At 61.5% G+C, this 23,381-nt stretch carries 20 protein-coding genes and 1 tRNA gene; 3 read left to right on the top strand and 18 right to left on the bottom strand.

Annotated elements, in window-relative coordinates; all coding sequences use genetic code 11:
- Positions 1–116: 116 nt before the first annotated feature.
- Entirely contained in the window at positions 117–1,853 is a 1,737-nt protein-coding gene (locus HMPREF0326_RS09095) for a YcaO-like family protein (protein WP_008684384.1), read from the bottom strand.
- Positions 1,850–2,569, bottom strand: coding sequence for a class I SAM-dependent methyltransferase (locus HMPREF0326_RS09100; protein ID WP_008684382.1), 720 nt, complete (start codon positions 2,567–2,569; stop codon positions 1,850–1,852). The genes HMPREF0326_RS09095 and HMPREF0326_RS09100 overlap by 4 nt, the downstream gene beginning before the upstream one ends.
- A 240-nt stretch (positions 2,570–2,809) precedes the next feature.
- Here HMPREF0326_RS09100 and HMPREF0326_RS09105 point away from each other — a divergent pair, with 240 nt between their 5' ends.
- Complete coding sequence (locus tag HMPREF0326_RS09105) at positions 2,810–3,658, top strand: 50S ribosomal protein L11 methyltransferase (protein WP_009301706.1); 849 nt, start codon at positions 2,810–2,812, stop codon at positions 3,656–3,658.
- A 112-nt stretch (positions 3,659–3,770) separates the two neighbouring features.
- The gene (tpx, locus tag HMPREF0326_RS09110) at positions 3,771–4,274 is read left to right on the top strand and encodes a thiol peroxidase (RefSeq protein ID WP_008684378.1); all 504 of its coding nucleotides are present in this window, start codon (positions 3,771–3,773) and stop codon (positions 4,272–4,274) included.
- Between the two features lie 115 nt (positions 4,275–4,389).
- Here the strand turns inward: tpx and HMPREF0326_RS09115 are convergent, their stop codons facing one another.
- The 16 genes from HMPREF0326_RS09115 to HMPREF0326_RS09185 all read right to left on the bottom strand — a co-directional run bounded on the left by HMPREF0326_RS09115 (position 4,390) and on the right by HMPREF0326_RS09185 (position 20,563).
- Positions 4,390–5,238, bottom strand: a complete 849-nt coding sequence (locus HMPREF0326_RS09115; protein WP_008684376.1) for a hypothetical protein — start codon at positions 5,236–5,238, stop codon at positions 4,390–4,392.
- Between the two features lie 73 nt (positions 5,239–5,311).
- Complete coding sequence (gene rho / locus HMPREF0326_RS09120; protein WP_008684374.1) at positions 5,312–6,607, bottom strand: transcription termination factor Rho; 1,296 nt, start codon at positions 6,605–6,607, stop codon at positions 5,312–5,314.
- 242 nt (positions 6,608–6,849) lie between these two features.
- Positions 6,850–7,365: a CarD family transcriptional regulator gene (locus HMPREF0326_RS09125; RefSeq protein ID WP_008684373.1), complete on the bottom strand. Its 516-nt coding sequence runs from the start codon at positions 7,363–7,365 to the stop codon at positions 6,850–6,852.
- A gap of 306 nt (positions 7,366–7,671) precedes the next feature.
- Positions 7,672–8,289 (bottom strand): aminoacyl-tRNA hydrolase, encoded by a 618-nt coding sequence (pth, locus tag HMPREF0326_RS09130; RefSeq protein ID WP_008684372.1) that lies wholly within the window; start codon positions 8,287–8,289, stop codon positions 7,672–7,674.
- A 48-nt stretch (positions 8,290–8,337) separates the two neighbouring features.
- Positions 8,338–9,216, bottom strand: coding sequence for an alpha/beta hydrolase (locus HMPREF0326_RS09135; protein WP_008684371.1), 879 nt, complete (start codon positions 9,214–9,216; stop codon positions 8,338–8,340).
- 585 nt (positions 9,217–9,801) lie between these two features.
- Positions 9,802–10,419: a 50S ribosomal protein L25/general stress protein Ctc gene (locus tag HMPREF0326_RS09140; protein ID WP_008684370.1), complete on the bottom strand. Its 618-nt coding sequence runs from the start codon at positions 10,417–10,419 to the stop codon at positions 9,802–9,804.
- Positions 10,420–10,524: 105 nt separating this feature from the next.
- A complete protein-coding gene (locus HMPREF0326_RS09145; protein ID WP_008684369.1) occupies positions 10,525–11,472 on the bottom strand; it encodes a ribose-phosphate diphosphokinase in 948 nt (315 codons plus the stop codon).
- A gap of 204 nt (positions 11,473–11,676) precedes the next feature.
- Positions 11,677–11,751, bottom strand: a tRNA-Gln gene (locus HMPREF0326_RS09150).
- On the bottom strand, positions 11,742–12,644 hold the full coding sequence (gene ispE, locus HMPREF0326_RS16125) for a 4-(cytidine 5'-diphospho)-2-C-methyl-D-erythritol kinase (RefSeq protein WP_008684368.1): 903 nt from the start codon (positions 12,642–12,644) through the stop codon (positions 11,742–11,744). Before ispE ends, HMPREF0326_RS09150 begins: the two co-directional genes overlap by 10 nt.
- Positions 12,641–13,174, bottom strand: a complete 534-nt coding sequence (gene hslV, locus HMPREF0326_RS09155) for an ATP-dependent protease subunit HslV (RefSeq protein WP_008684366.1) — start codon at positions 13,172–13,174, stop codon at positions 12,641–12,643. Before hslV ends, ispE begins: the two co-directional genes overlap by 4 nt.
- Positions 13,174–14,586 (bottom strand): beta-barrel assembly-enhancing protease, encoded by a 1,413-nt coding sequence (locus HMPREF0326_RS09160; RefSeq protein ID WP_008684364.1) that lies wholly within the window; start codon positions 14,584–14,586, stop codon positions 13,174–13,176. The genes hslV and HMPREF0326_RS09160 overlap by 1 nt, the downstream gene beginning before the upstream one ends.
- A gap of 50 nt (positions 14,587–14,636) precedes the next feature.
- Positions 14,637–16,088, bottom strand: coding sequence for a cysteine--tRNA ligase (cysS, locus tag HMPREF0326_RS09165; RefSeq protein WP_008684362.1), 1,452 nt, complete (start codon positions 16,086–16,088; stop codon positions 14,637–14,639).
- Positions 16,089–16,239: 151 nt separating this feature from the next.
- Positions 16,240–16,674, bottom strand: coding sequence for a ribose 5-phosphate isomerase B (rpiB, locus tag HMPREF0326_RS09170; RefSeq protein WP_008684360.1), 435 nt, complete (start codon positions 16,672–16,674; stop codon positions 16,240–16,242).
- Between the two features lie 26 nt (positions 16,675–16,700).
- Positions 16,701–17,489 (bottom strand): hypothetical protein, encoded by a 789-nt coding sequence (locus HMPREF0326_RS09175; protein WP_008684359.1) that lies wholly within the window; start codon positions 17,487–17,489, stop codon positions 16,701–16,703.
- Complete coding sequence (locus HMPREF0326_RS09180; protein WP_020990466.1) at positions 17,486–19,264, bottom strand: tetratricopeptide repeat protein; 1,779 nt, start codon at positions 19,262–19,264, stop codon at positions 17,486–17,488. The genes HMPREF0326_RS09175 and HMPREF0326_RS09180 overlap by 4 nt, the downstream gene beginning before the upstream one ends.
- Before the next feature lie 150 nt (positions 19,265–19,414).
- Positions 19,415–20,563: an RNA polymerase factor sigma-32 gene (locus tag HMPREF0326_RS09185; protein WP_020990467.1), complete on the bottom strand. Its 1,149-nt coding sequence runs from the start codon at positions 20,561–20,563 to the stop codon at positions 19,415–19,417.
- Between the two features lie 417 nt (positions 20,564–20,980).
- On the opposite strand from HMPREF0326_RS09185, the gene HMPREF0326_RS09190 reads away from it, so the two are divergent.
- Positions 20,981–23,377 carry a homocysteine S-methyltransferase family protein gene (locus HMPREF0326_RS09190; RefSeq protein ID WP_009301701.1) on the top strand — a complete coding sequence of 799 codons (2,397 nt, stop codon included), beginning with the start codon at positions 20,981–20,983 and terminating at the stop codon, positions 23,375–23,377.
- Positions 23,378–23,381 lie beyond the last annotated feature (4 nt).

Here is a 23,381-nt window from a genome sequence, read left to right on the forward strand (position 1 = left end):
GGTGTCCGCTCGCGCGGCCACCAGAGTAATTCACTCATTTCAATCGTGAATTGTTCTCATCCCTCTGCAGCATAATGTACTTATGATATTCGGATTTTAATTTTTTGCAATCCTGTTCAGCTCTCCAGCTCCGCCAGATGCTTGCGGGCGAAATCCAGGGAGGGGTCCAATTCCAGCGCGGTGCGCAAATGCCGGGCCGCTTCTTCCTTTTGGCCCAGGAATTTCCGGCAGAGGCCCAGGTTGGCCAGATCCAGGGCCGAGCCCTTGTCCACTCTGAGCACCGCCGCAAAGGCTTCGGCGGCTTCGGCGTAACGCCCGGCCTTGAAGCGGGCAACGCCCAGAAGATTGCCGTATTCCTTCATTTCCGGGCAGAGTTCCACGGCCCGGACCAAGGCGGGCAGGGCTTCCTGCCAGCGGCCCTGCAAGGTCTCCGCGTACCCGGCATAAAAAGCGGCCAAGGCGGCGGCGTCGTTGTCCGGCTGCAAGGGCAGGGCGGCGTTGAAGAGATCGCGCGCCGCATCCCACTGTTCCGCGCGCAGGGCCAGCATACCCCGGAAAAAAGGCAGGAAGTGCGCCTGCGGATAGCATTCCTCCAGCACCGCCAACCCGGCCAGGGCCTGATCCGCGTCGGCTTCCTCGGCCAACTTGCGGCCCACAAAGAGCCCCAGGCTCTGGTTGCGGTCCCGTTCGCGAAAGGACAGGCCCGGCGCAATGCTGTAATGGGCCGGAATGCCCAGATCGGGGTGGGTCGTCTCCACCGCATAGACTTCCAGCGGCGCAAGGCCGCGCAGGGCTGCCAGCAGCTCATCGCGGATATCGCCGCTTTCCACGCCGGGCAGGCTGCTCAGCGCCGCTACCGGGCCTTCCAGCAGCCAGGCGGCCTGCTCCAGGCTGGTGAACTTGGGCAGGCCCGAGGCTTCATAGCAGGCCTGGGTACAGAAATCACCGGCCAGCTGGGCCACTTCGGTAACCGCGCGGATGGCCGCCTTGGCCGGAGACGCCGCTGTGCCCGCCGTAAAAATAATTTCCGAACTCTGCGGAAAGGTGGCCGGATCCCAGGCCAGGGCCGCCACAGTGGGCAACGGCATGCCCAGGGAAAAATCTTTGAGGACCAGGCGCACGCCTTCCCGTTCGAAGGAGGAGAGCAGTTTCTTCAAAATCGGGTCGTCGCAACCGGCCGGGTCAATGGTCGGCGTTCGCGGGCGCTCGCGGTCCGCCCGGCAGCAGGCGTGCCGCTCCACCAGTTCGCTCAGGCCCTGCAAAAGGGACTCCTCGGCGCTGTTGCCCGCCGAGGTGCCGTTGAATTCGCTGAGCAGCTTGAACCAGTCCAGGGGCAGCCAGACCGTGCGCCCGCTCAGCAGATGGGTGGCCGGGTAGAACTGCCAGGGCGTCAGGTCCAGCACACGCCGGGCCTGTTCCGGGGCAAGCCGGTCGTCCACGGAGCGGAGCATGGCTTCCAGAGGCAACATTCGGTCGCCGAAACGGGCTTCGGCTTCGCTCCAGGTGGCCCGGATCATGTGCGGGCGCTCCTGCCAGAAGCTGAAAAAGGCGAAACGCTCCATAAGCTCCATCAGGGCCGACGCCCGCGCCTGTTCCGGCGAGGATCCCTTGCCCATTTGCTTGCGGGTGGGCATGATCTCGCGGGCGTCCGCGCCGCAGACGCTGAGATAGACCGGAATGCCCAGACGGCCCACGTCCACCCGGCGGGTTTCCGCCAGAATGTCCAGATTCACGGCGGCCAGGCGCTCCTGCACATGGGCGATGGTCTGGGCCGGGCTGACGGCTTTGTCCAGATCCTTGGTGTAGCCCTTGGGGCAGGGGGTCAGTCGGATGATCGGCAGGGTTTCGCTCATGGCCGCTCCAGAATCAGGATGCTGTAGATGCGCCGTTGTTCCTCGCCGTCTTCGTCGCGGCTTTTGACGCCGATACGGCCTTCCATGAGTTTGAAGGATTTGGTCGCCAGTTTGGCGAAATGGGGCTTGGCCCGGGCCAGGTCCGTGCAGAACAGGGCTTTGCCGCCGGGGGCCAGATGACGGTCCACGAATTTAAGCAAAGGCCGGTGCAGTTCGTCCAGATAAAGGAGTTCCGAGGCGGCGATCAGATCAAAGCCCTCGCTGAAGCGCGGGTCGCGGCCCGGCGTGGTCACATCCACAAAACGGACTTCCACCTGATCCTGAAGGTTGTTGCGCAGTACATTGGCCTTGGCGAAGCGCAGGGCGTCCTCCACAATGTCGCTGAGGACGATGCGCTTGAAACCGTAGCGCGCGGCCACCATGCTGAGGATGCCGCAGCCCGCGCCCAATTCCAGCAGATTTTTGCCCTCGGGTTCATACTTGCGCAGCAGACGGCCCAGTACAAAAGAGCCCGGCCAGACTTTTGCCCAGAGCGGCAGATCCTTGAGCGGATTATGGATGGCCTTGCGTTGCAGCAGACCGTCCAGATGGGCCTGCATATTGCGGATGGTCAGCACTTCCAGAGCGCCGTCGTCCACCTGGAGGGGCTCGAAATCCACATCAAACGTCGTGCGGATGGCCGCAAGAAGGCTGTCGAGATCGTCAGTCTGGGGCATGGGTATTCCTTGGCGCTGTGATTGTAATATGCGGTGGGATGAACTGGGTATGTACAGCGAGTTCGGCCACAAATCAATCCGTGGCGGCGCGACGGACAGGGCGGCCGCGGCTCCGGCGTGAGCCCGTCCTTGTTTTTCCGCACGGTGGCGGCTACCATGGTTTGTCCGTAGCGGGCAGGGGACGGCCCCGGCCTGGCGCGGAGGCGGACAAGCCGCGCACGACAGAAAGGAATGGATCGGATGAAACAGATTTTCCGTCTGGATATTGTGGCTCAGGAAGGGGATTTTGACCGCATCAGCGGTCTGCTGACGCTTGGGGTGTCTTTCGGCTGGGCGGAGGAAAGCTTGGCCACAGGTGAAACGCGCTTCCGCGTGCATTGCGAACAGGAAGACTTTCTCCAAAAATTGCGCGAAAGCGTGTCGCGCGCCGCGCCCGAGACGCGTTGCACCCTGGAGGCGCTTGAGGTCCAGGACTGGCTTTCGGCTTGGCGGCAGTTTTTCACGCCGGTCTGCTGCGGCTCGCGTTTTGTGGTATTGCCGCCCTGGCTGGCCGAAAGTCCAGACTTTCCGGGCCGCACGCCCGTTCTCATCGAGCCCAAAAGCGCCTTCGGCACCGGACATCACGCCACCACGGCCCTGTGCCTGGGGGTTGTGAGCGATCTGCTGGATCAGGGACGTATCGCGTCCGGCCAGACCTTTCTGGATCTGGGTACAGGTTCCGGCGTGCTGGGCATAGCCTGCTGCAAAAGCGGGCTCAGCGGCCTGGGTTTGGACATTGATCCGCTGGCTGTGGACAATGCCTTGGAAAACCGGGAACTCAATCAAGTGCGCGGTTTTGACGCGGCACTCGGCGGCATAGAGGCTGCTGTGGGCCACAGCTTTGACCTGGTGCTGGCCAATATCCTGGCCCGTCCCTTGATGGAACTGGCTCCGGCCGTGGCCGCCGCCCGCAAGCCCCACGGCTGTCTGGTGCTTTCCGGTCTGCTGGAGATCCAGGCCGACGGCGTGGAGGCCGCCTACAAGGCGCAAGGCCTGCCGACAGCCCGGCGGGTCATTGAGGGAGAATGGTGCGCCCTGGTCTGGGAGTAATCCGGGGCCGCTGGCTGCCGTCAACTTCAACTTGTCAGGAATAATTATTGACAAATTAAAGGGCCTGAGGCAGGCTGGTCTCATCTAAAGTATAATATAAGGAGTTCTTCATATGAATACTGTCACGTTTCAGGGCAATCCCCTGCATCTTGAGGGCGAACTGCCCGTCGTGGGCCAGAAAGCTCCGGATTTTGTTCTGGCCGCCAATGACTTGAGCCCGCGCGGGCTCAAGGATTATGCCGGTAAAGTGCTGGTTCTGGTCAGCGTGCCTTCGCTGGACACGCCGGTCTGCGATATGGAAGTGCGCCGCTTCAACACGGAAGCCGCCGGACTTTCCGACAAGGTGCGCATTGTGGCCGTAAGCTGCGATCTGCCTTTTGCCCAGGCCCGCTGGTGCGGCGCCGCCGGTGTCAAGTCCGTGGAAACTCTTTCCGATTACAAGGACACGAGCTTCGGAAAAAATTACGGCGTGCTGATCAAAGAATTGCGTCTGCTGGCCCGCGCCATCTTCGTGGTGGCTCCTGACGGCAGTCTGGCGTACAGCCAACTTGTGCCCGAAGTGACCAATGAGCCCGATTACGATGCCGCCCTGGCTGCGGTAAAGAAGCTGGTTTAAGACGGGGAAAGTTCATCCGTCCGTGCAAAAAAGCCCCGCATCAAGCGGGGTTTTTTTGCGTCAGTCTGACAAAAAAGGCTTCTCCGTTCAGGAAAACGGCTTTGGGTGAAGCGTTTCAGGAGCGCTTGTCGCGCCCGCATGTCGTGTCCCGCAACTCTCCGGCACGCCGGATTTCCGGCTGCCGGGGCGCCGGACGGTTGACGGCTTCCGCCGCCTGACGCCGGGCGGCAGGGCCGGGTGAATCCCCGTCATCCAACGTTTCGTCCTTGTTTCGCGCCGGAGCGACGTAGCTGGGGCTGCCTCTGAAAGATGCGGGCCGCGCCCAGGCCTCCACTTCCGGCGGAAGCTCCCTGCCGTTGAGGGCCGCCGTATATTCCTCCGCGTCGCCGGACTCCGGAGCTGAACCGTGCCGCAGCCATGCACGCAGCATATCTGAAATAGGCCCGGCGTCGGCGCGGCAGGTCAGAAGCATGCCCGCCTGCCAAGCTTTATCCGAAACGTCCAGAGGATGGCTGCTGCCGTTCACAAGCGAACGCCCGCCGGCGCTGTTTCCAAGGCGCGGAACAATTCGCAAGCGGCAGAATGAACCATTCCGTTCGGCGCGCAGATCAATTTGGTCCGCCGGAAAAGCGCGGAATTTCAAACGGCCCAGCCAGCGGCGGGACAGCAGGATTTCTCCTTTTTCCCGGTTCAGCAGCAAGACCGGACGCGCCGGACGGGAAGCGGCAAAACAGGACGCGGCGGCCAGCAGAAATCCGCCTGCCCCGGCCAGTGCCGCATGGTGCCGCTTGGACAGGCCCACCAACAGAAACAACAGGGCCAGAGCCAGAAATGACGCGGCCAGAAAACGCGCCAAGCCGGCGGATCGGGAGGAGCCGGCGGCCACAATGCGCAATGTGGCCTTGTCCGCCATAGACGGCCAGGGCAGTTCCCTATCGGCCATATTCTGTGTTTGCTCGTCCATGCCCGTTCAGTGATGAAAAAGCCTTTCTCCGGTACCGGGAAAGGCTTTTGCGTTGTTGCGGGAACGTGGGCCGCTATTTGCCCATGGCGTTCATAAAATCCTTGTTCGACTTGGTGCCGCGCATCTTGTCCAGTAAGAATTCCATGCTGTCGATGGGCGACATGGGAGCCAGGATCTTGCGCAGAATCCAGACCCGGTTGAGCACGTCGTCGGCCAGCAGCAGGTCTTCCTTGCGGGTGCCGGTGCGGTTGATGTCGATGGCCGGGAAGACACGCTTTTCCGAAAGGTGGCGGTCCAGGTAGATTTCCATGTTGCCGGTGCCTTTGAATTCTTCAAAGATCACCTCGTCCATGCGCGAGCCCGTGTCGATGAGGGCAGTGGCAATGATGGTCAGGCTGCCGCCTTCCTCAATATTGCGGGCCGCGCCGAAAAAGCGCTTGGGACGTTGCAGGGCGTTGGCGTCCAGACCGCCGGAAAGCACCCGGCCCGAGGAAGGCGTTACCGCGTTATAGGCCCTGCCCAGGCGGGTGATGGAGTCGAGCAGAATGACCACGTCACGCTTGCGCTCCACCAGGCGTTTGGCCTTTTCCAACACCATTTCACAGACCTGCACATGGCGCTGCGGCGGTTCGTCGAAGGTGGAGCTGATGACTTCCGCCTTTTTGACCGTGCGTTCCATGTCCGTGACTTCTTCCGGGCGCTCGTCGATGAGCAGCACGATGAGGTAGACTTCGGGATTATTGGCGTTGATGGCGTTGGCCAGAGCCTGGAGCAGAATGGTTTTACCGGTGCGCGGCGGGGCCACGATAAGGCCGCGCTGGCCGCGTCCGATGGGGGCCATGAGGTCGATGACCCGGTTGGAAAGATTTTTCTCGCCATTTTCCATGACGAGCTGATTATCAGGATAAATGGGGGTGAGGTTGTCGAAAAGAACCAGGTTTTTGGCGTGTTCCGGGGGTTCAAAGCCTATTTCGGTCACCTTGAGCAAGGCGAAATAGCGTTCCCCCTCTTTGGGCGGCCTGATCTGGCCGGAAACGATATCCCCCTTGCGCAACGAGAAACGGCGGATCTGGGAAGGAGAGACATAGATGTCATCCGGCCCCGGCATGTAACTGCACAGAGGCGAACGCAGAAAACCGAAACCGTCGGGCAGTATTTCCAGCACGCCGTCGCCGTAAATGGCGCCGTTTTGCGAAGCGCAGGTCGATAGGAGCGCGAAAATAAGCTCCTGTTTGCGCATGGAACTCGCATTTTCGATTTCAAACTGTTCGGCCAGCTCCATGAGTTCCTGCATGCTGCGGGTCTTTAAATCCGTAAGACTCATGACGCTGTCGGTCAACAGTGCGGGGGTCGTTTTCTTTTTACGCATAACGGTCCGATTTTTTGAAGCAACTACGTGAAAAAATATCTACAATGTCAAAAGGCATTGTAGTACTGCAGGCAGAGTGTAAGGGAACGAAAAAGACGTGTGCCAATGCGATTAGCGTATCTTTGGCATTATGGCAAGGAAAAAATATAGGATATGCCGCTCAAACCTTGCGCCTTGCTTGTGCCCGTGAGGGAAAAAACCGCTTTAACGGCTGCGGTTGCCATATGCTGCCGCAACGCCCGTCAGTTGGCTGCTGCCTCGGCTTGGGGCGGCGGTGCATAGCGTTCAAGCAATTCCTCGCGCAGGGAGTCTTCCGTCAGATGCAGCACTTCGGCCAGTTCACCGGTCACCAAGCCCATTGCCTGTTCCTGCAGACGGCGTTCGCCGAAGGAGAGCTCCTTGCTGCGGCTGATGAGCAGCAACTCGCGCAGGACTTCCGTAACAACGGCAAGGTCCGGACTTTTGAGGCGCTCGGAATATTCGCGGAAGCGTCGGTTCCAGTTCTGTCCGGTATAGATTGTCTTATCCGTGTCGCCGCGCAGGGTCTCAAGAATGCCTTGAGCGTCGGCCTCGGGAGTGAGGGTGCGCAAACCCACATTGGCGGCGTTGTTCACTGGGACCATCAGCGTGATATTATTGGCGCGGATGCGGACAATATAGAATTCGCACGCGATGCCGCCGATATTCTGGCGGTCGATGCGCTCTATTTTGCCCACGCCCTGGGCCGGATAAACCACGAGATCGTCCGGTGCGAACATTATTTCACCACGCGTCCCACGGGGACGCCGTTGCGCAGGGTTGCTCAACTACTTGAGAAGCCTCACAGACGAGGCAAAATACGCGCGGAAAGCGGATTTCCGGCGAATTTCCGCCGCCTTGGGCAATGCGCCGGCTGCGCCCGGCCTGCCGATTCCCACAGGGAAAAGGGCGGAAAAGAGAACGAAATATGCATGAAGAGGCATGGATATAAATATCCACTCTCCAAAACAGATATCCCATTTGCGAACGGGTGTCCAGAGAAAGGGAAATTTTACTTGTCGCCGTGTCAGCCTCAGCGGGTGGATTCAGTCTTTGGCCGCCTTGGGCGGATTTGCCGCGCGGGCCTCGCGCACGGCGGCTTCCAGCCCCTTGTCCGCAAAGGCAAAAAGAGTATCAAGAGCTTTGGGCAGAACAGCGCGCAGGCGTTCGGCGTCCTCCGCGTCGGGGCGCCCAAGAACCCAGTTGATGACGTCGCCCTTGTGGGGCGGGCGGCCGATGCCCAGGCGGAGCCGGTAAAAATCGGGCGTGCCCAGCAGTTCGGTGATGGATTTGAGGCCGTTGTGCCCGGCATTGCCGCCGCCGCGCTTGAAGCGAAGTTCTCCGGCCGGGATGTCCAGTTCGTCGTGGGCCACCACCAGTTGTTCCGGCTTGAGTTTGTGCCAGACCAGCAGCGGCTGCACGCACTGGCCGCTGAGGTTCATGAAGGTCTGGGGCATGGCCGCGAGCCAGGTCCCATTCAGTTGGGACAGGCGGACCCGCCAGAGTTCGCAGGAAAATTTGCCGCCGTTGAGAGAACTGAGGCCGCCCTCCTTGTCCGCCAGCTCCAGCAGGGCGGAAACCAGGGCGAAACCGCAGTTGTGGCGGGTGCCTTCATAGCGTGGGCCGGGGTTGCCGAGGCCCACCAGAACGCCTGTATATTCCATGAGAGAGTTCCTCTTAATGGTTGAGACGCAAAAACCGCGGCAGCCTCTTCAGGGCGCGTCCGTGGCTTCCAGCCGCAGGGGCAGGCCCAGGCCCGAGCAGGCCGCAGCGGTCGTCCGGGCTATATAGCGGCAGAGCAAAGGGTTCATGGCGGCCAGATGGCCGCCGTTGGGCAGCCAGATCAGGCGTTTGTACGGCGCGCGCAGCAGGTCGAAGGTGGACAGGGCCAGCGTCGGGGTGAACAGGGCGTCGTCCTCGGCGTTGAACAGGTACAGCGGGCAGTGCAGGCGCGGGGAAAGGCGGGCGTTGAACAGGCTGGCCAGGAAGGCCAGAGGATAACTTGAACGGCTTTTGCGCCGGTTGACGCGGATATGGCGCGCTCCGGCACTGATCCGGCACAGGGAAAGATAGGCAGGCACCGGCAGGGGCAGGCGCGGCACGCGGCGGGCCAGGGCGTTGATGGCGGCCATCAGCTTCTCGCGCCGTGCGGCCAGCGGACGGAACAAGGTCAGACTGATGGCTTCGTCCTGCTGGGGCAGAACGCCGCAGATGGGAAAAGCAGCGGCCAGCCGCCGGGAGGACGCTGCATGGGCCAGGGTCAGGATGCCGCCCTGGCTGTGCCCACAGGCCGCCAACGGTCCCAGACCGGCGTCGTGCAGCCATTGCTCGGCTTCCAGGCCGTCGTGCAGCAGGTCGTCAAACGTGAAGCTCACATTGTGCGGATTAAGACCGTGCCCGGTCAGATGCAGGGCGGCCACGGCAAAGCCCGCTTCGCGCAGGGCGGCCAGCAAAGGCCGGTACTGAAAGGGCGAGAGCATGGTGCCGGGGTAAAACAGCATGGTTCCGGCACCCGGATTGGGCCAGAGCTCAAGAATCAGGCCCCGGCGGCCGTGCCGCAGCCGATGGTATTGGATTGCATAGTTGCGCATAAAAGATCACTGCCGGTAAAGCGCGCGGCGTACAGGACGACGGCTCTCCCGAATAAAGGGAACGCTGAGTAGTGAGGATTTTTGCCAAGACCGCTGCCGTTGCCGCCCCGGCAATTTGTTTGAGCGGCTCACGACGGAGTTGTATTGCGGATCAAGACAGCGGCATTATGGATGGCGACAGCGATTATATGGAGCGAGCTGTGTCGCTATCCATGCTTGTCCCCAAGCATGATTTTCCGTCGCACAGCTCAAAGGCATTCATGCGGCCCACAAGCTCGCCTTACCAGTGCTTCCTAGAGCAGATTAGCTTTGAAATCGTGCCAATTTCAAAGCTAACGCTGCCCTCAACCTATCGTTGCTGTCGTCATCCGTAGCGCTGCTGTCCTTATCTGTACGGATCCTGCGTCGCCTACAGCTAAAGCAACCCTCGCTTTGCTCACGAGCGGCTAAAGGCACCTCGGCTTCAGGCGCAGGCGTCCGCTTTCGCGGCCGCCAAGGCATTTCAACATTTTCAAAGTTGAAATACCCTAAAAATGAGGCCGGTCCCAGCGGACCGGCCCCAAAAAACACGGCGGAAAAACGGGCTTATTCCGCAGCGGCGGTCGCGCCTTCCTCGCCGCCTTCTTCCCCATCATCCTTGGCCTTGGCCAGCACGCTGACCACGGCGAAGTTTTGGTCATAGACGGCGGTCACATTGGCGGGCAGCTGCAGGTCGGCCATGTTGACGGTGTCATTGATGTCCATATCGCTCACGTCAATGGTGATCTTCTTGGGCATATCCAGGGGCTTGCTGCTCAGGCGCACGCTTTCGCGATAGGTCTCCAGCACGCCGCCCAGCTTCACGCCGCGCGAAACACCCACGAATTCCAGAGGCACGTCAACCTTAACTTCCTTGTTCAGGTCCACACCGTAGAAGTCGATGTGGGTGAAGCATTTCTTGTAAGGGTGGCGCTGCACCTGCCAGATCAGCACAGGGTGCGTGCTCTTTTGGCCGTTTTCGTCGATTTCGAGATTGAACACGGTGGTGTGGCCCACTTCCTCATAAAGCTTTTCCAAGGGCAGGGTAGGGGCCTGCACGGTGATGTTTTCACCCTTGCCCGTGTAGAACACGCCGGGGATCAGTTCCTGGGAACGCAGACGACCGCTGGGACCCTTGCCGCAATCTTCGCGTTTCTGCACGCTCAACGTTTTTTCAATGTCCATGATCCACTCCTTGCTGGCCGCCGCCTGAAACGTGCGGAAAAAGTTCGTATGAGTTGCTTGCCATTCCCTTGCGGGACTTATTCGCTTTTGTCCGGCGCGCGCCGGCTACACAAACAACACGCTTACCGAAGAGCCGGTATGAATGTTGTGAATGGTTTTGCCCAGCAGCGCGGCCACAGAAATGACCTTCAGCTTGGGGCAGCGCTCCAGTTTGTCGCCCAACGGGATGGTGTCGGTGACAATGACCTGGGAAAGGGCCTCGGTTTCGTTGATGCGGTCGATGGCCGGGCCGGAAAGCACCGGATGTGTGGCGCAGGCCACAATTTTGGTGGCCCCGTACTTGAGCAGCACTTCGGCCCCGGCGCAAAGCGTGCCCGCGGTGTCGATCATATCGTCCACCACAATGGCCACGCGGCCTTCCACTTCGCCGATGACGTGCATGGCCTGGGCCTGGTTGGGCCGGTCACGGCGCTTGTCCACAATAGCCAAGGGGGCATTGAGCCGTTTGGCATAGGCCCTGGCCCGCTCCACGCCGCCCGCGTCGGGCGAGACGATGACGATTTTGTCTTCATTAAGCTGGCGCAGGCTGTCCAGCATGACCGGCACAGCGAAAAGATTGTCCACCGGACAGTCGAAAAAGCCCTGAATCTGTCCGGCATGCAGATCAATGGTGACCACGCGCTCGGCCCCGGCCACACTGATGAAGTCCGCCACCATCTTGGCGCTGATGGGCGCGCGGGGGCTGACTTTGCGATCCTGGCGGGCATAGGCGTAATAGGGGATCACCGCCGTGATGCGCCCGGCGCTGGCCCGCTTGAGCGCGTCCAGCATCAGGCAGAGCTGCACGAGATTGCGGTTGACCGCGGGCGGACAGGTGGGCTGGACCACAAAAACGTCGTCCCCGCGCACATTGTCGCCGATTTCAATGCGCAGCTCGCCGTCGCTGAACGTGGTAGCCAGCGTGGGCGTGAGCTGACAGCCCAGGTGATCACAAATGGCCTTGGCCAGATCCGAATTGGAAGAACCTGTGACTATTTTCAGGTCGCTGAACATGAGGCCGCCTTGCTTTACGCGTTCACGGGCAATGAACGTGTTTTCACCTTTTAGAAGCGCCCGTTAATACATACCGGCGCTCTTGAAAAAGCACCGTTCCGCCACCGGCAACGCCAATAACAATTACGGATGGTGACAGCATTGCTCTTGTTGCAAGGCGAACCAGCTTCGCCGCTGCGCAACAATTTCAAAGCGAAATTCTGGTGGCTGGGATGGAAGGGTTCGAACCTTCGAATGACGGAGCCAAAACCCGTTGCCTTACCACTTGGCTACATCCCAGTATTTCCCAAAGGGAGCAGATAAACGTGCCTTTTATCCTTGCGCAACGCCGTTACGGCGTCTTCGGCCCTGGCAGCAGCCGCGCGGCTGAACAGACCCAGCACGCTGGACCCGCTGCCGCTCATGCAGGCAACACCGGCCCCCAGGCGCAAAAGATCCGCCTTGATGGCGGCCAGTTGCGGATACTGGGGAAAAACCACGGCTTCCAGGTCATTGCGGATGTCCCACACGGACCACACGCTGTCCCCTGCTCCAGAGAGAAAAAATCCATTAGCCTTGCACGGGCTCTTTGTCAAGTCGTTTTGCCTTGCTGCCTGCCCTTTTCCGGGGAAAAGAACGTCATAGCGGGCAAAAGCCCAGGCGGTGTCCACATGGATGCCGGGGCAGACCAGCACAAGGTTGAGGCCGGAAAAGTCGTAACCCATGGGCGTCAGCACTTCGCCGATGCCCTGGACCCGGCAGGGCTGATTGTACAGAAAGAAAGGCGTGTCCGCGCCCACGGCAAGCGCCGCGCGGGCCAGGCAGGCGTCATCCAGCGGTTGAGCGGCACGCTGGTTGAGCCAGAGCAGCAGGGAAGCGGCGTCGCTGCTGCCGCCGCCAAGACCGGACCCAAGCGGAATGCCCTTGCGCAGTTCCACCGTAATGCCGGGCGCGCTGCCCGCGGCCTTGACAAAGGCCGCGTAGGCCTTGGTCAGCGTATTACGCTCCGGGTCCAGGCCAGGCTCGTCACAGCGGACGGCAATGCCCTGTCCGCCAGTTTCGCTGATCTCCAGATGGTCGCAGGGGGTCGACAAAGGGTAAAACAGGGAGTCCAGCTCATGATAGCCGTCAGCCCGCACGCCGGTCACGTGCAGCCCCAGATTGACCTTGCAACCCGCCGTGAGCCGGGTCATAGGGTTTCCACAGTCAGATGGCCGTTAGTGTACACGCAGATTTCCGAGGCGATGCGCATGGACTCGCGGGCCACGCTTTCCGCGTCGAGATCGCTGTGCCGGGTAAGGGCCCTGGCCGCGGCCAGGGCATATGGGCCGCCGCTGCCGATGGCCGCCACGTCGTCGTCGGGTTCAATGACGTCGCCCGTGCCGGAAACCACCAACAGGTGTTCGTTATCGGCCAGCAGCAGCATGGCTTCCAGCTTGCGCAGGTACTTGTCCTTGCGCCACTCCTTGGTCATTTCCACGGCGGCGCGCAACAGATTGCCGTGCACTTCCTTGAGCTTGGTCTCGAACAGCTCAAACAGGGTGAACGCATCCGCCGTGGCACCGGCGAAACCGGCCAGAATGCGCCCCTCATAGAGACGACGCACTTTCTGGGCCGTATGTTTCATGATCATGGTCTGGCCCAGAGTCACCTGGCCGTCACCGGCCATGGCCACGTGGCCGCCTTTTTTCACTGCCAGTATGGTTGTCGCGTGGGTATCCATCAGCTTTTATCCCAGATTTCCTTGCGTTCCTTGTAAGCCGCTTCCAGCCGCTGGAACTGCCGCTTGTCCGGCGAGCGGTTGGCCAGGGCCTTGGCCTGATTGAAGTAGCGTTCGGTTTGTTTTTTATTGTTGGAGTACAGGGCGCTGTAGGTCATATGGATGTAGGCGTCCAGGTTTTTTCCCGCCTTGCCCAGGGAGCGGGCATAGGACTCGTGCACCTCGGCATCTTCCGGCACATAGCGCAGTACCTCGGTGTAGTACTTGTCCGCCTGGGCCTGGCGACCGGTTTCATCCAGCATTCTGGCGTAGAAAAAGGATGCCATGTAATCGCGCGGGTCCAGGCGCATGGCCTGGCGCAACAGGCCGTCCGCGCGGCTCATGTCACCCTTGCGGTAGTGGAAGGCCCCGGCTTCGCGCAGTACCAGCGGGTCCGAAGGGGCGGCGGCCAGGGCCTGGTCGAAGGCCGTACTGGCTTCATTGATTTTGTTCTGGCGGGCCAGCACGATGCCCCGGCCCATGGACGAGAGGCCGTCCTTGCCGGAGAAGCGTTGCAGGGCCGCCTGCTCGTCGCCGTAACGGGCCCACAGCAGGGTTTTGACGCGGGTGAAGCGCCGGTTGTCCAGCTTGCGGTCGCGGATGTCGGCGGGCATGGTCTGGATGCGGGCCTGCAATCCGTTGATGCGGTCGCCGATGGCCGGGTGGGTGGAGAGATAGGTGGGCACGCTGGTACCGCTCATCCAGCTTTTCTGGCGCAGCACCTTGAAGCCGCCTACCATGCCGCTGGGCGGGTACCCGGCGGCTGTCAGGTATTGCAGGCCGATATGATCGGCTTCGCTTTCGTCCACACGGCTGTAATTGAGCATGGCCGACTGCCCCGCGCCCATGGCGCCTATGGCCAGAGCGCCGCCGCCCGGTCCGCCGGCGGCCACGCCCGCGATAGCCAGCAGGAGCGAACCCACTGTCAGGTACTGCGCCCGTTCCAGGCGGGCGGCCACATGGCGCTGGGTCACATGGGCCAACTCATGGGCCAGCACGCCCGCCAGTTCGTCCTCACGGTCCAGATTCATGATCATGCCCGTGAAAACGAAAACATATCCGCCGGGCACGGCAAAGGCGTTGAGGGAATTGTGCAGGACTACCGTGGCCTTGAAGCTGTACGGCTGGGGCGGCAGGGCCTTGACCAGGCGGTCCAGCAGATACTTGACGTACTGGCTTACTTCCGGGTCTTCGACCACCGGCAGACTGGAGCGGACCATGACATCGAACTTGTGGCCCATCTCCTTTTCATCTTTGATGGACACGCCGCCGAAAAAGAATGCCCGCGCCGGTACGGGGCAGAGCTGCGGCAGCAGAAAGGCCAGCAGAACCAGCAGGGCCGTCCAGCGGCGGGCGGCGAAACAACGAAACGACATACTATCCTCTCGGCAAAGCCGGGCCGGGAGTCGGCGTCCGGGAATGCTGGCTATTCCAGATCCCAGGCCTGTCCTTCCGGCGTATCCCGCACGTTTACGCCCAGGTCGAGCAATTCCCGGCGCAGGGCGTCGGAGCGGGTAAAATCCTTCTGCATGCGGACTTCCCGCCGCTGGCGCAGCAGATCTTCCACACGGTCCATATCCAGGTTTTTACGAGCGGCGCGCATGGCGCGCAGTTCGGTCAGAAATTCGACGGGATCCCTGCCGAACAGGCCCAGCTGAGCATCCCAGTCGCGGGCGCGGGCCAGAAAATCCTCCAGCAGATCCCGCGTGCTTTCAGCCGCGCGCAGATTTTTTTCTTCCAGCAGGCGATTGACGATGCGCACCTGGGAGAAGATTTGGCCCAAGGCCTGGGCCGTGTTCAGGTCGTCGTCCAGCGCGGCTTCAAAGGCCTGGGGCAGGGCAGCCCATTCCGCCGACAACTCGGCGGGCAGAGGCGTCTTTTTCCATGAGGCGCGCTCCAGAGCCTTGCGGGCCTCCATCAGGGAAGAATAGACCCGGTGCTGGGCTTTTTCCGCCTCGTCCATGCCTTCGGCGGTAAAATCGATGGGGCTGCGATAGTGCTTGCCCAGCAGGAAAAAGCGGAGAGTTTCGGGCAGATAGCTTCCCAGAATGTCGCGGATGGTTTTGAAGTTGCCCAAGGATTTGGACATTTTTTCCGCATTGACCTGCACAAAGCCGTTGTGCACCCAGTAGCGGGCCAGCTCGCAACGGCACACGGCTTCGGACTGGGCAATTTCGTTTTCATGGTGCGGGAAGACCAGATCCTGGCCCCCTCCGTGGATATCCAGGGGCAAATAGGGGCTGCTCATGGCCGAGCATTCAATATGCCAGCCGGGACGGCCCTTGCCCCAGGGGCTGTCCCAGGAGGGCTCGCCGGGCTTGGCGGCCTTCCAGAGGGCGAAATCCAGCGGATCTTCCTTTTCTTCGCCCGGCGCCACGCGCGCGCCCGAAAGCAGTTCATCCAGGCTGCGGCCGGAAAGTTTGCCGTAGGGCGGGTAAGAGCGCACCCGGAAGTAGACGTCGCCCGACGGCGTGGCGTAGGCCGTGCCCTCGGCGATCAGCTTGGCGCAAAGCTCCTGGATCTGGGGGATATATTCCGTGGCGCGCGGTTCCAGGTCCGCGCGCAGCACGCCCAGGCGGTCCATGTCTTCATGAAAGGCGTCGATATAGGTTTGGGCCACTTCCTGCCAGTCGCGGCCTTCCTTGTTGGCGCGGTTGATGATCTTGTCGTCCACATCCGTAAAATTGCGCACAAAGGTGACTTCCAGGCCCAGATGGCGCAGATGGCGGACCAGTGCATCGAACACCAGGGCGGAACGGGCGTGGCCGATATGGCAGTAGTCATAGGCGGTGATGCCGCAGACGTACATATGCACTTTGCCCGGCCGGACAGGAATGAATTCTTCTTTTTGACGGCCCAGAGTATTGTAAATCTGCATGATGATCCTTTAGGGGCTGTTCCTGAATGATTCTTGCTTTTAGAGTAATGCACGTTTGAAAAGAGTGAATTGCTCCAGCAGGAGTCCCAGAGCCGGTCCTTGGTACTGTCCTGGAAAAAGCGGCGGAAACGGCCGTCGGCCAGCCTCCGCCTCAGGCGGGAACCTTGAGCAAATCCAGGCGGCGCTGATGGCGGCCCCCTTCAAACTGGTTTTCCAGAAAGGTTCCCACGATCGCCAAAGCCAGCTCCACGCCCGTGACACGCGCGCCCAGGCAGAGCACATTGGCGTTGTTGTGGCGGCGGCCGAAGCGGGCGTGCAGCTCGGTGGTGCAGAGCGCGGCCCGGATGCCGGGATGGCGGTTGGCCGCCAGAGACATGCCGATGCCCGTGCCGCAAATCAGAATGCCGGGGCAGTTTTCTCGTTCCACGGCTTCGCAGAGTTTATGGGCGAAGACGGGATAATCGCAACTGTCTTTGGAATAGGCGCCGTCGTCGATGACCTCATAGCCGAGTCCGGTCAGATGCTGGGCCAAGGTGGCTTTCAGGTCGAAGCCGGCGTGATCCGAGGCCAGATGGATGCGTTGCATAAACTCTCCTTGCAAAGAAAAATGGACTACTGCGCCTTGTACTGGGAAAGCGGCAACAAAGGCACGCCTTCCGGCAAGGTAAGGCGCATCTGCTCTTCGGTAAAGGCCTTGGCCGGTTTTTCCCTTTCCTTGACCAACAGGATGGCGCGCTTGCCGTTGCTGTGGGTCAGAGTCAGGCGACGGGGCAGCGGCGGCACGGCGTCGTCGTAGGCGATTTCCATGCTCCAGCCCTTGCCGCCCTGCGGAGCTTCGCGCCAAGCCACGGGCAGTCCCTCGGCATTGAGGTTTACGCTGCCGCCGGGCTTGCCGCTCAGCTCGTAGCGCGCCAGGTCGTCGGGCAACAGCGCGGCGGCGGTGTGTTCCGCGCCGAACACAGCGGCATAGCGGCCGTTGAGCAGGTCCGCCAGATGTTCCAGATCAAAGGGCACGGGCACGCCCACCTTGAGCAGCGGTTTGACCGCGCCCTGGTAGAAATAGGCTTTGTTTTCGCCCGGGCTGTAGACCAGAAAATGCTGGCCGTCCTCCAGGATTTTTGCCACCACCGCACCCACGCCGGCCATGACGTCCAGGCGCAGCTGGCGTCCGCCGTTGCCCCAGAACAGGGCCGTGACCCGACGGGTGTCGCCCTCGGTGCCGAAACGCAGGCTCATTTGCAGGCGGTAGGGCGCGAGCGGCGCGGCGTCGCTCGCGCCCGTGAACTTTTGCCAGCGGTTTTCCAGGCGGGCTTGTGCTTCCGGGCCCAAATCGGCGGTGGAAGGCTGCTTGGCGCAGGCGCAGGCCAGAAGGAAACAACAGAGAAGAGCGAGTTTTTTCATAGTGTTGAAAGACGCTGGCGCAATGCTTCGGCATTGGCGGGTTTGAGGTCCAGGGCCTTCTGGTAGGCTTTGCGGGCCTCGTCTTTGAGGCCCGAGCGCAGAGCGATGTCGCCGTAATGCTCCCAAATGGAGGAATCCACCTGATCACCCAGCTTCACGGCCCGGCGGATTTCTTTCAGGGCCTCTTCCTGGCGGCCGGACTTGAACAGGGCCCAGGCCAGGGAATCCACAATATAGGACTGATTGGGCGAAAGTTCGTCGGCCCTGACCAGCAATTTGACGGCCCGTTCCAGATCCCGGTTTTCCTCGGCTAGGGTATAGCCCACATAGTTCAGGGCTTGATAATTGTCCGGGTGGTTGGTCAGAATGCCTTCCATTACCGTGAAGGCGTTCTTCTTGTCGCCGGTTTCGTCCAGCAGGGAACCGAGCAGAAAGGCCAGATCCGTATTGTCCGGCCAGGTCTTGACAGCCGCGCGGGCCACTTTAAGGGCGTCCGCCATCTGCTTCTGGCGGGCCATCAGACGGATTTCAAACTCCCAAAAGTCGGGCACGTCGGCAAAATCCTTCTGGCCCTGGCGCACCACCTTGAGCGCCTTTTCGTTCTGTCCGGCTTCGGCCAGCAACTGGGCGCGCAACAGACGGGAGCGGCCGGCGCTTTTGCTTGTAGGCGGCATTTTGTCCAGCCAGGACAAGGCCATGGGCAGATCCCGGCGCTGCTCATAGGTCAGATCCGCCAGCAACAGGTAGACCTCGCCGGGCGCGCCGCCGTCGGCCACGATCTGCTTGAGCAGGCTTTCGGCCTGGAGATAGTGGCGCGAATCCATGAACATGCTGGCCACCGTGAGCTTGAAGGGCACGGTGGCCGGGCCGAGGCGCATGTACTGGAGCGCCTTCTCGGGCTGTTTCAGGCGCAGGGAGATGTTGACCAGCCTGAGGGCCACATCCTGGGTGGAAAAATTGAGCTTGATCAGTTTCTCATAGACCGTGCGCGCTTCGCGCAATTCCCCGCGCTGCTCGTGAATGAAGGCCAGCTCGGCCAGGGCCTCCACAAAGTCCGGCATTTCCTTGACGGCTTTCTGGAGATAGGGAACGGCGTCGTTCTGGCGGGCCATGCCGATCAGCGCCCTGGCGTGATAGTAGTCCACCAGGGGGGAGCGCTGCTTGGCCGGAATGCTGTTGAGCAGCTTTTCGGCTTCCGTGAACTGTTTGCTTTTGACCAACAGCAGGGCCAGTTCCAGACGGGCGTCCAGAGAATCCGGATGTTTTTGCAGATAGACGCGCATCAGCGTCACGCCGCGCTCGGGCATGCCGTGCTCCATGAGCGCTTCGGCATAGAGCAGATTGAGCGACATGTCTTCGGGCCAAACGCTCAAGGCCTGTTCCAGCAAAATCACGGCATTGGGGGACTTGCGGCTCATCAGCCAGACGCCGCCCTCCATCCAGACCTTGGCCGGAACCGGAGATTCCTTGAGCATGGACGCGGCCTGCAACAGGGCCGCCTCGTCCTCGTCCAGCAGGGCCTGGGCGTAGAGCAGATAGGCATAGGTGTTCCGCGCTTCGGGCGAGAGTTCAGCTTCCAGCGGACGCACGGGCACGTCCTGCAGGCTGGCTGGCTCCTTCAGCATGGGCGCGGACTTTTCCTCAACGGCGGATTGCCCTGAAGCCTGTGCACCCTGTGGCTTGTTGCCGGCGCAGCCGCCGCAGCCGAGGAGCGAAAGCGATGTCGTGGCGGTCAGCGCGAGGGCGCAGAGCAACGCTATGGTTTTACGTTTCATTATAATTCAATGCCGTTCGGTTAAAAAAGCCGCAACCACGGCGATATTTCTGAAAGCTGGCCCCAACAAGCAATAATGCTTCCTTGTCGCGTCAAAGCGAAGCCTTTTGCACGCCGCGCCGCTGTCCGATTGACGGGCGGACAGCGGCGTTTATGATTGTATCCATGCGTCTGAAAAGTCCTTGATGTCCAGGGTGAGGTGTTGGCGGATTTTTTCCAGAAGCCGGGCCTCAAGCTGGCGGACGCGTTCGCGCGTAACGTTATACCGTTCGCCTATCTCGCGCAAGGTGACGGGCTCGTCGGTGAGCAGGCGGTTCTGCAGGATATACACTTCCTTTTCATTGAGCTTGGGCATGATGGTTTTCAGGCGCGAGCGCACCAAGCCCGCGATCTCGTCCGAGGCCAGGGTGTCCTCAATGCCGGGGCCCAAGGCGGGCAGAAAGTCCATGCGGCTGGCCCCGCCGGAATCCTCGCCCACCTGGACGTTGAGCGAGAGGTCCGTGGAGGCCAGGCGCTGGTCCATCTCATTGATCTGGTCCTCGGTCACGCCCAGGCGTTCGGACAACATGGCCGCGTCAGGGTCGTAGCCCTGGGCGATCAGCTTCTGGCGCTCGCGGTTCAGATTATAGAACAGCTTGCGCTGCACCTGGGTTGTGCCGATCTTGACCATCCGCCAGTTGTCCATGATGAACTTGAGGATGTAGGCCTTGATCCAGAACGAGGCGTAGTAGGAGAACTTGATGCCCTTGTCGGGATCAAATTTGTTCACCGCGCGCATCAGGCCCACGTTGCCCTCCTGCACCAGATCCAGCACGTTCTGCATCCAGCGGCGCTGGAAGTCCATGGCGATGCGCACCACCAGCCGCAAATGGGAAGACACCAGCCGGAAAGCCGCGTCAGGGTCGTTATGGTCGCGCACGCGGAGAGCCAGCTCATGTTCCTCTTCAGGCTTGAGCATGGGAAAGCGGCTTACCTCGCGCAGATAAAGGTGCAGGCTGTCGCGTGCGCCCGCCGGAGAAGGCAGACGCGGCACGCTCGGGGCGGGAAGGGCGCCGTCGCTTCCTTCCTCCAGGGCCAGCTCCGGCTCGGCATCCTTGTCGTCGTCCACATCCAGCACTTCACCCGCTGCCAGTTCTTCGCCGTCCAGCAGATCCAGCGTTTCCAGATTCTGTTCTTCGTCCTCCCCGGCTTCGCGCGGAGCCTCAAGCACTTCGATTTCAGGCTCGACTTTTTTAGGGGCCGTATTGCTTTTTCCACTCTTATGCCGCGTGGAAGGGGCTATCTTATTATTTTTTTTCATTTTATTTATACTCAATCACTGCCGCTCGGAACAGGCGGCAATGCCTTATGCTATAGTTTTGGTTTGTCCTTTTCAATGTTTTTCAGTACTAAAAACTCAGCCGCGACCCGGAAGGCTTTTCCGGTCGGGTAGTGCTGAAAAACGCAAGCCTCGCGTCAAGAGACGCTTGTCACAACCCCAATAGGGGAATGCGCGCCGCCAATGGCGGTGGGGCGAGCCGAAAAGCGTGGTTTTCGGCGTAGCGGCCCCCGTGCCTGTTAAACGCCGCAGGCGTAATTATGACACCGGGCGCTTGTTGCTTATTTTTTATACAGCCTTTGAAGGCGGAGAGCAAAAAATGCCGGTCCCTCGCCCCGTGCGGGTGATCAGCGTGCCTGTGTCCGCCCGTAACAACAAGAAGTGGATAAAATGGCTGACATGACATTCAGACAGGCGCTCGGCCTCGGGCGTCCTCTGCTGCTCGACGGGGCCATGGGCACCATGCTGCAGGCCTCCGGCCTGCCCGTGGGCATGAGTCCGGAACAGTTTTGCATGGAAAGCCCCCAGGTATTGCGGGGCATCCACAAGGCCTATCTGGACGCCGGGGTGGATCTGCTGACTACCTGCACCTTCGGCGGCAATCCTTACAAGCTGCCCAAGGAACTGGACGTCTTCGCTTTCAACAAGCGTATGGCCGAAGTGGCCCGGGAAGCCGCACACGACGCGGGGCGGCCTGTTTTTGTGGCCGGCAACGTGGGACCCAGCGGCCAGTTCGCCAAACCCCTGGGACCGGTGGAGCCGCGCGAGCTCATCGCCGGTTTTGCCGCCCAGATCCGCGGCTTGGTGGCCGGTGGGGCGGACCTGATTTTTGTAGAAACCCAGTTCGACCTGGCCGAGGCCCGCGCCGCTGTGGTGGCGGCCCGCCGGGAATGCGATCTGCCGGTCATGGTCTCTATGACCTTTGAGCAGGGCGTCAGCCTGACCGGCTCCAGCCCGGCCATTTTCGCCGAAACCATGCAGAATCTGGGCGTGGACGTGGTGGGCACCAACTGCAGCCTGGGCCCGGACCAGATGCTGCCGGTGGTCCGGGAGTTGCTTGAAACCTGCGCCTGCCCGGTTATGGCCGAGCCCAACGCCGGTCTGCCCGAGCTGCGCGGCAATGTGACGGTCTTTCCCCTGGGTCCCGAGGAATTCGCGCAAAAAACAGCAGCCTTTGCCGGACTGGGCGCACGCATTCTGGGCGGCTGCTGCGGTACCACGCCCCGACATCTGGCGGCCCTGGCCCAAGCCGTGCGCGGTATGGACTACAGTCCTTCGGAAGCGGCGCGCCGGGACGGCATTTGCCTGACAAGCCGTTCACAACTGGTGCGCATCGGCGCGGGCGAAGCCCTGGTGATTATCGGCGAGCGCATCAATCCCACAGGCAAAAAAGTGCTCACCCAGGAATTGCAGGAAGGCCGCTTTGACGCGGCCCTGCAACTGGCCGACCAGCAGGTGGAGGCCGGGGCCGGGGTGCTGGACGTCAATGTGGGCGCATCCCTGGTGGATGAAACCAGCCTGCTGCCCGAGCTGGCTCAGCGCCTGATCGGGCGGCTGACTCTGCCGCTCTCGCTGGATTCCTCCAACGCCGAGGCCATTGCCAAGGCTTTGCCGTACTGTCCCGGCTCCTTTCTGGTCAATTCCATCAGCGGCGAGGCCGATCGCATGGATGTGCTGGGTCCGCTCTGCCGGGATTACGGCGCGCCTTTCATCCTGCTGCCGTTACAGGGCGCGAAGCTGCCGGTGCAGGCTTCCGAGCGCATCCGCATTGTGGAAAATCTGCTGGAGAGGGCGGCCGGTCTGGGCATTCCGCGCCGCCTGGTGATGGTGGACATCCTGGCGCTGGCCGTGTCCTCCAAGGCCGAAGGCGGCCGCCAGTGTCTTGAAATGGCGCGCTGGTGCCGTTCTCAGGGCCTGCCCACCACCTTGGGGCTTTCCAATACCTCTTTCGGCCTGCCCGCCCGTGAACTGCTCAACGCCACCTTTCTGTGCATGGCCGCGGGCGCGGGCCTCACGTCCTGCATTGCCAATCCCTCGGCCACGCGCCTGCGCGAAGCCGTGGACGCCATGCGCGTGCTCGGGGCCCATGATCCACACGCCGAATCCTTCATCGCCTCCTATGCGGAATGGAAACCGGCGGGCGGCGTGACCCTGCGCCAGGGCGACAAGGCCGGGGCCGCCAAAACCCTGGGCGAGGCCGTGCTGACCGGCGACAAGGAAAACGTGCTGCCCCTGCTGGAGGCGGAACTGGAGGCCGGAGCCGACCCTTTTGCCCTGGTGCGGGATACGTTGATCCCGGCCATTACTGAAGTGGGCGCGCGCTACGAACGCCGGGAATATTTTCTGCCCCAGCTCATCCGCGCCGCGGAAACCATGCAGACGGCTTTCAGCCATCTCAAACCCCGGCTGGAAGCCAACCGGGGGCCCGAGGAGCGTCCGGTAATCGTCATGGCCACGGTGGAAGGCGATATCCACGACATCGGCAAGAATATCGTGGCCCTGCTGCTGGGCAACCACGGCTTTGACGTGGTAGACGCGGGCAAGGACGTGCCCGCCGAGGCCATTGTGGCTTGCGCCCTTGAGCACAACGCGCGTATCATCGGGCTCTCCGCGCTGATGACCACCACTATGGTCCGCATGGAGGACACCATCCGCCTGATCCGGGAGCGCGATCTGCCCATCAAGGTCATGGTGGGCGGCGCGGCCGTGACTCAGGCCTTTGCCGACGCCATCGGGGCCGACGCCTATTGTCCGGACGCGGTGTGCGCGGTGCGCGCGGCCAAAACTTTTGTCTGATTTC

It is taken from the genome of Desulfovibrio sp. 3_1_syn3 (genome assembly GCF_000145315.2).
In the GTDB taxonomy this organism is placed as follows: domain Bacteria; phylum Desulfobacterota; class Desulfovibrionia; order Desulfovibrionales; family Desulfovibrionaceae; genus Desulfovibrio; species Desulfovibrio fairfieldensis.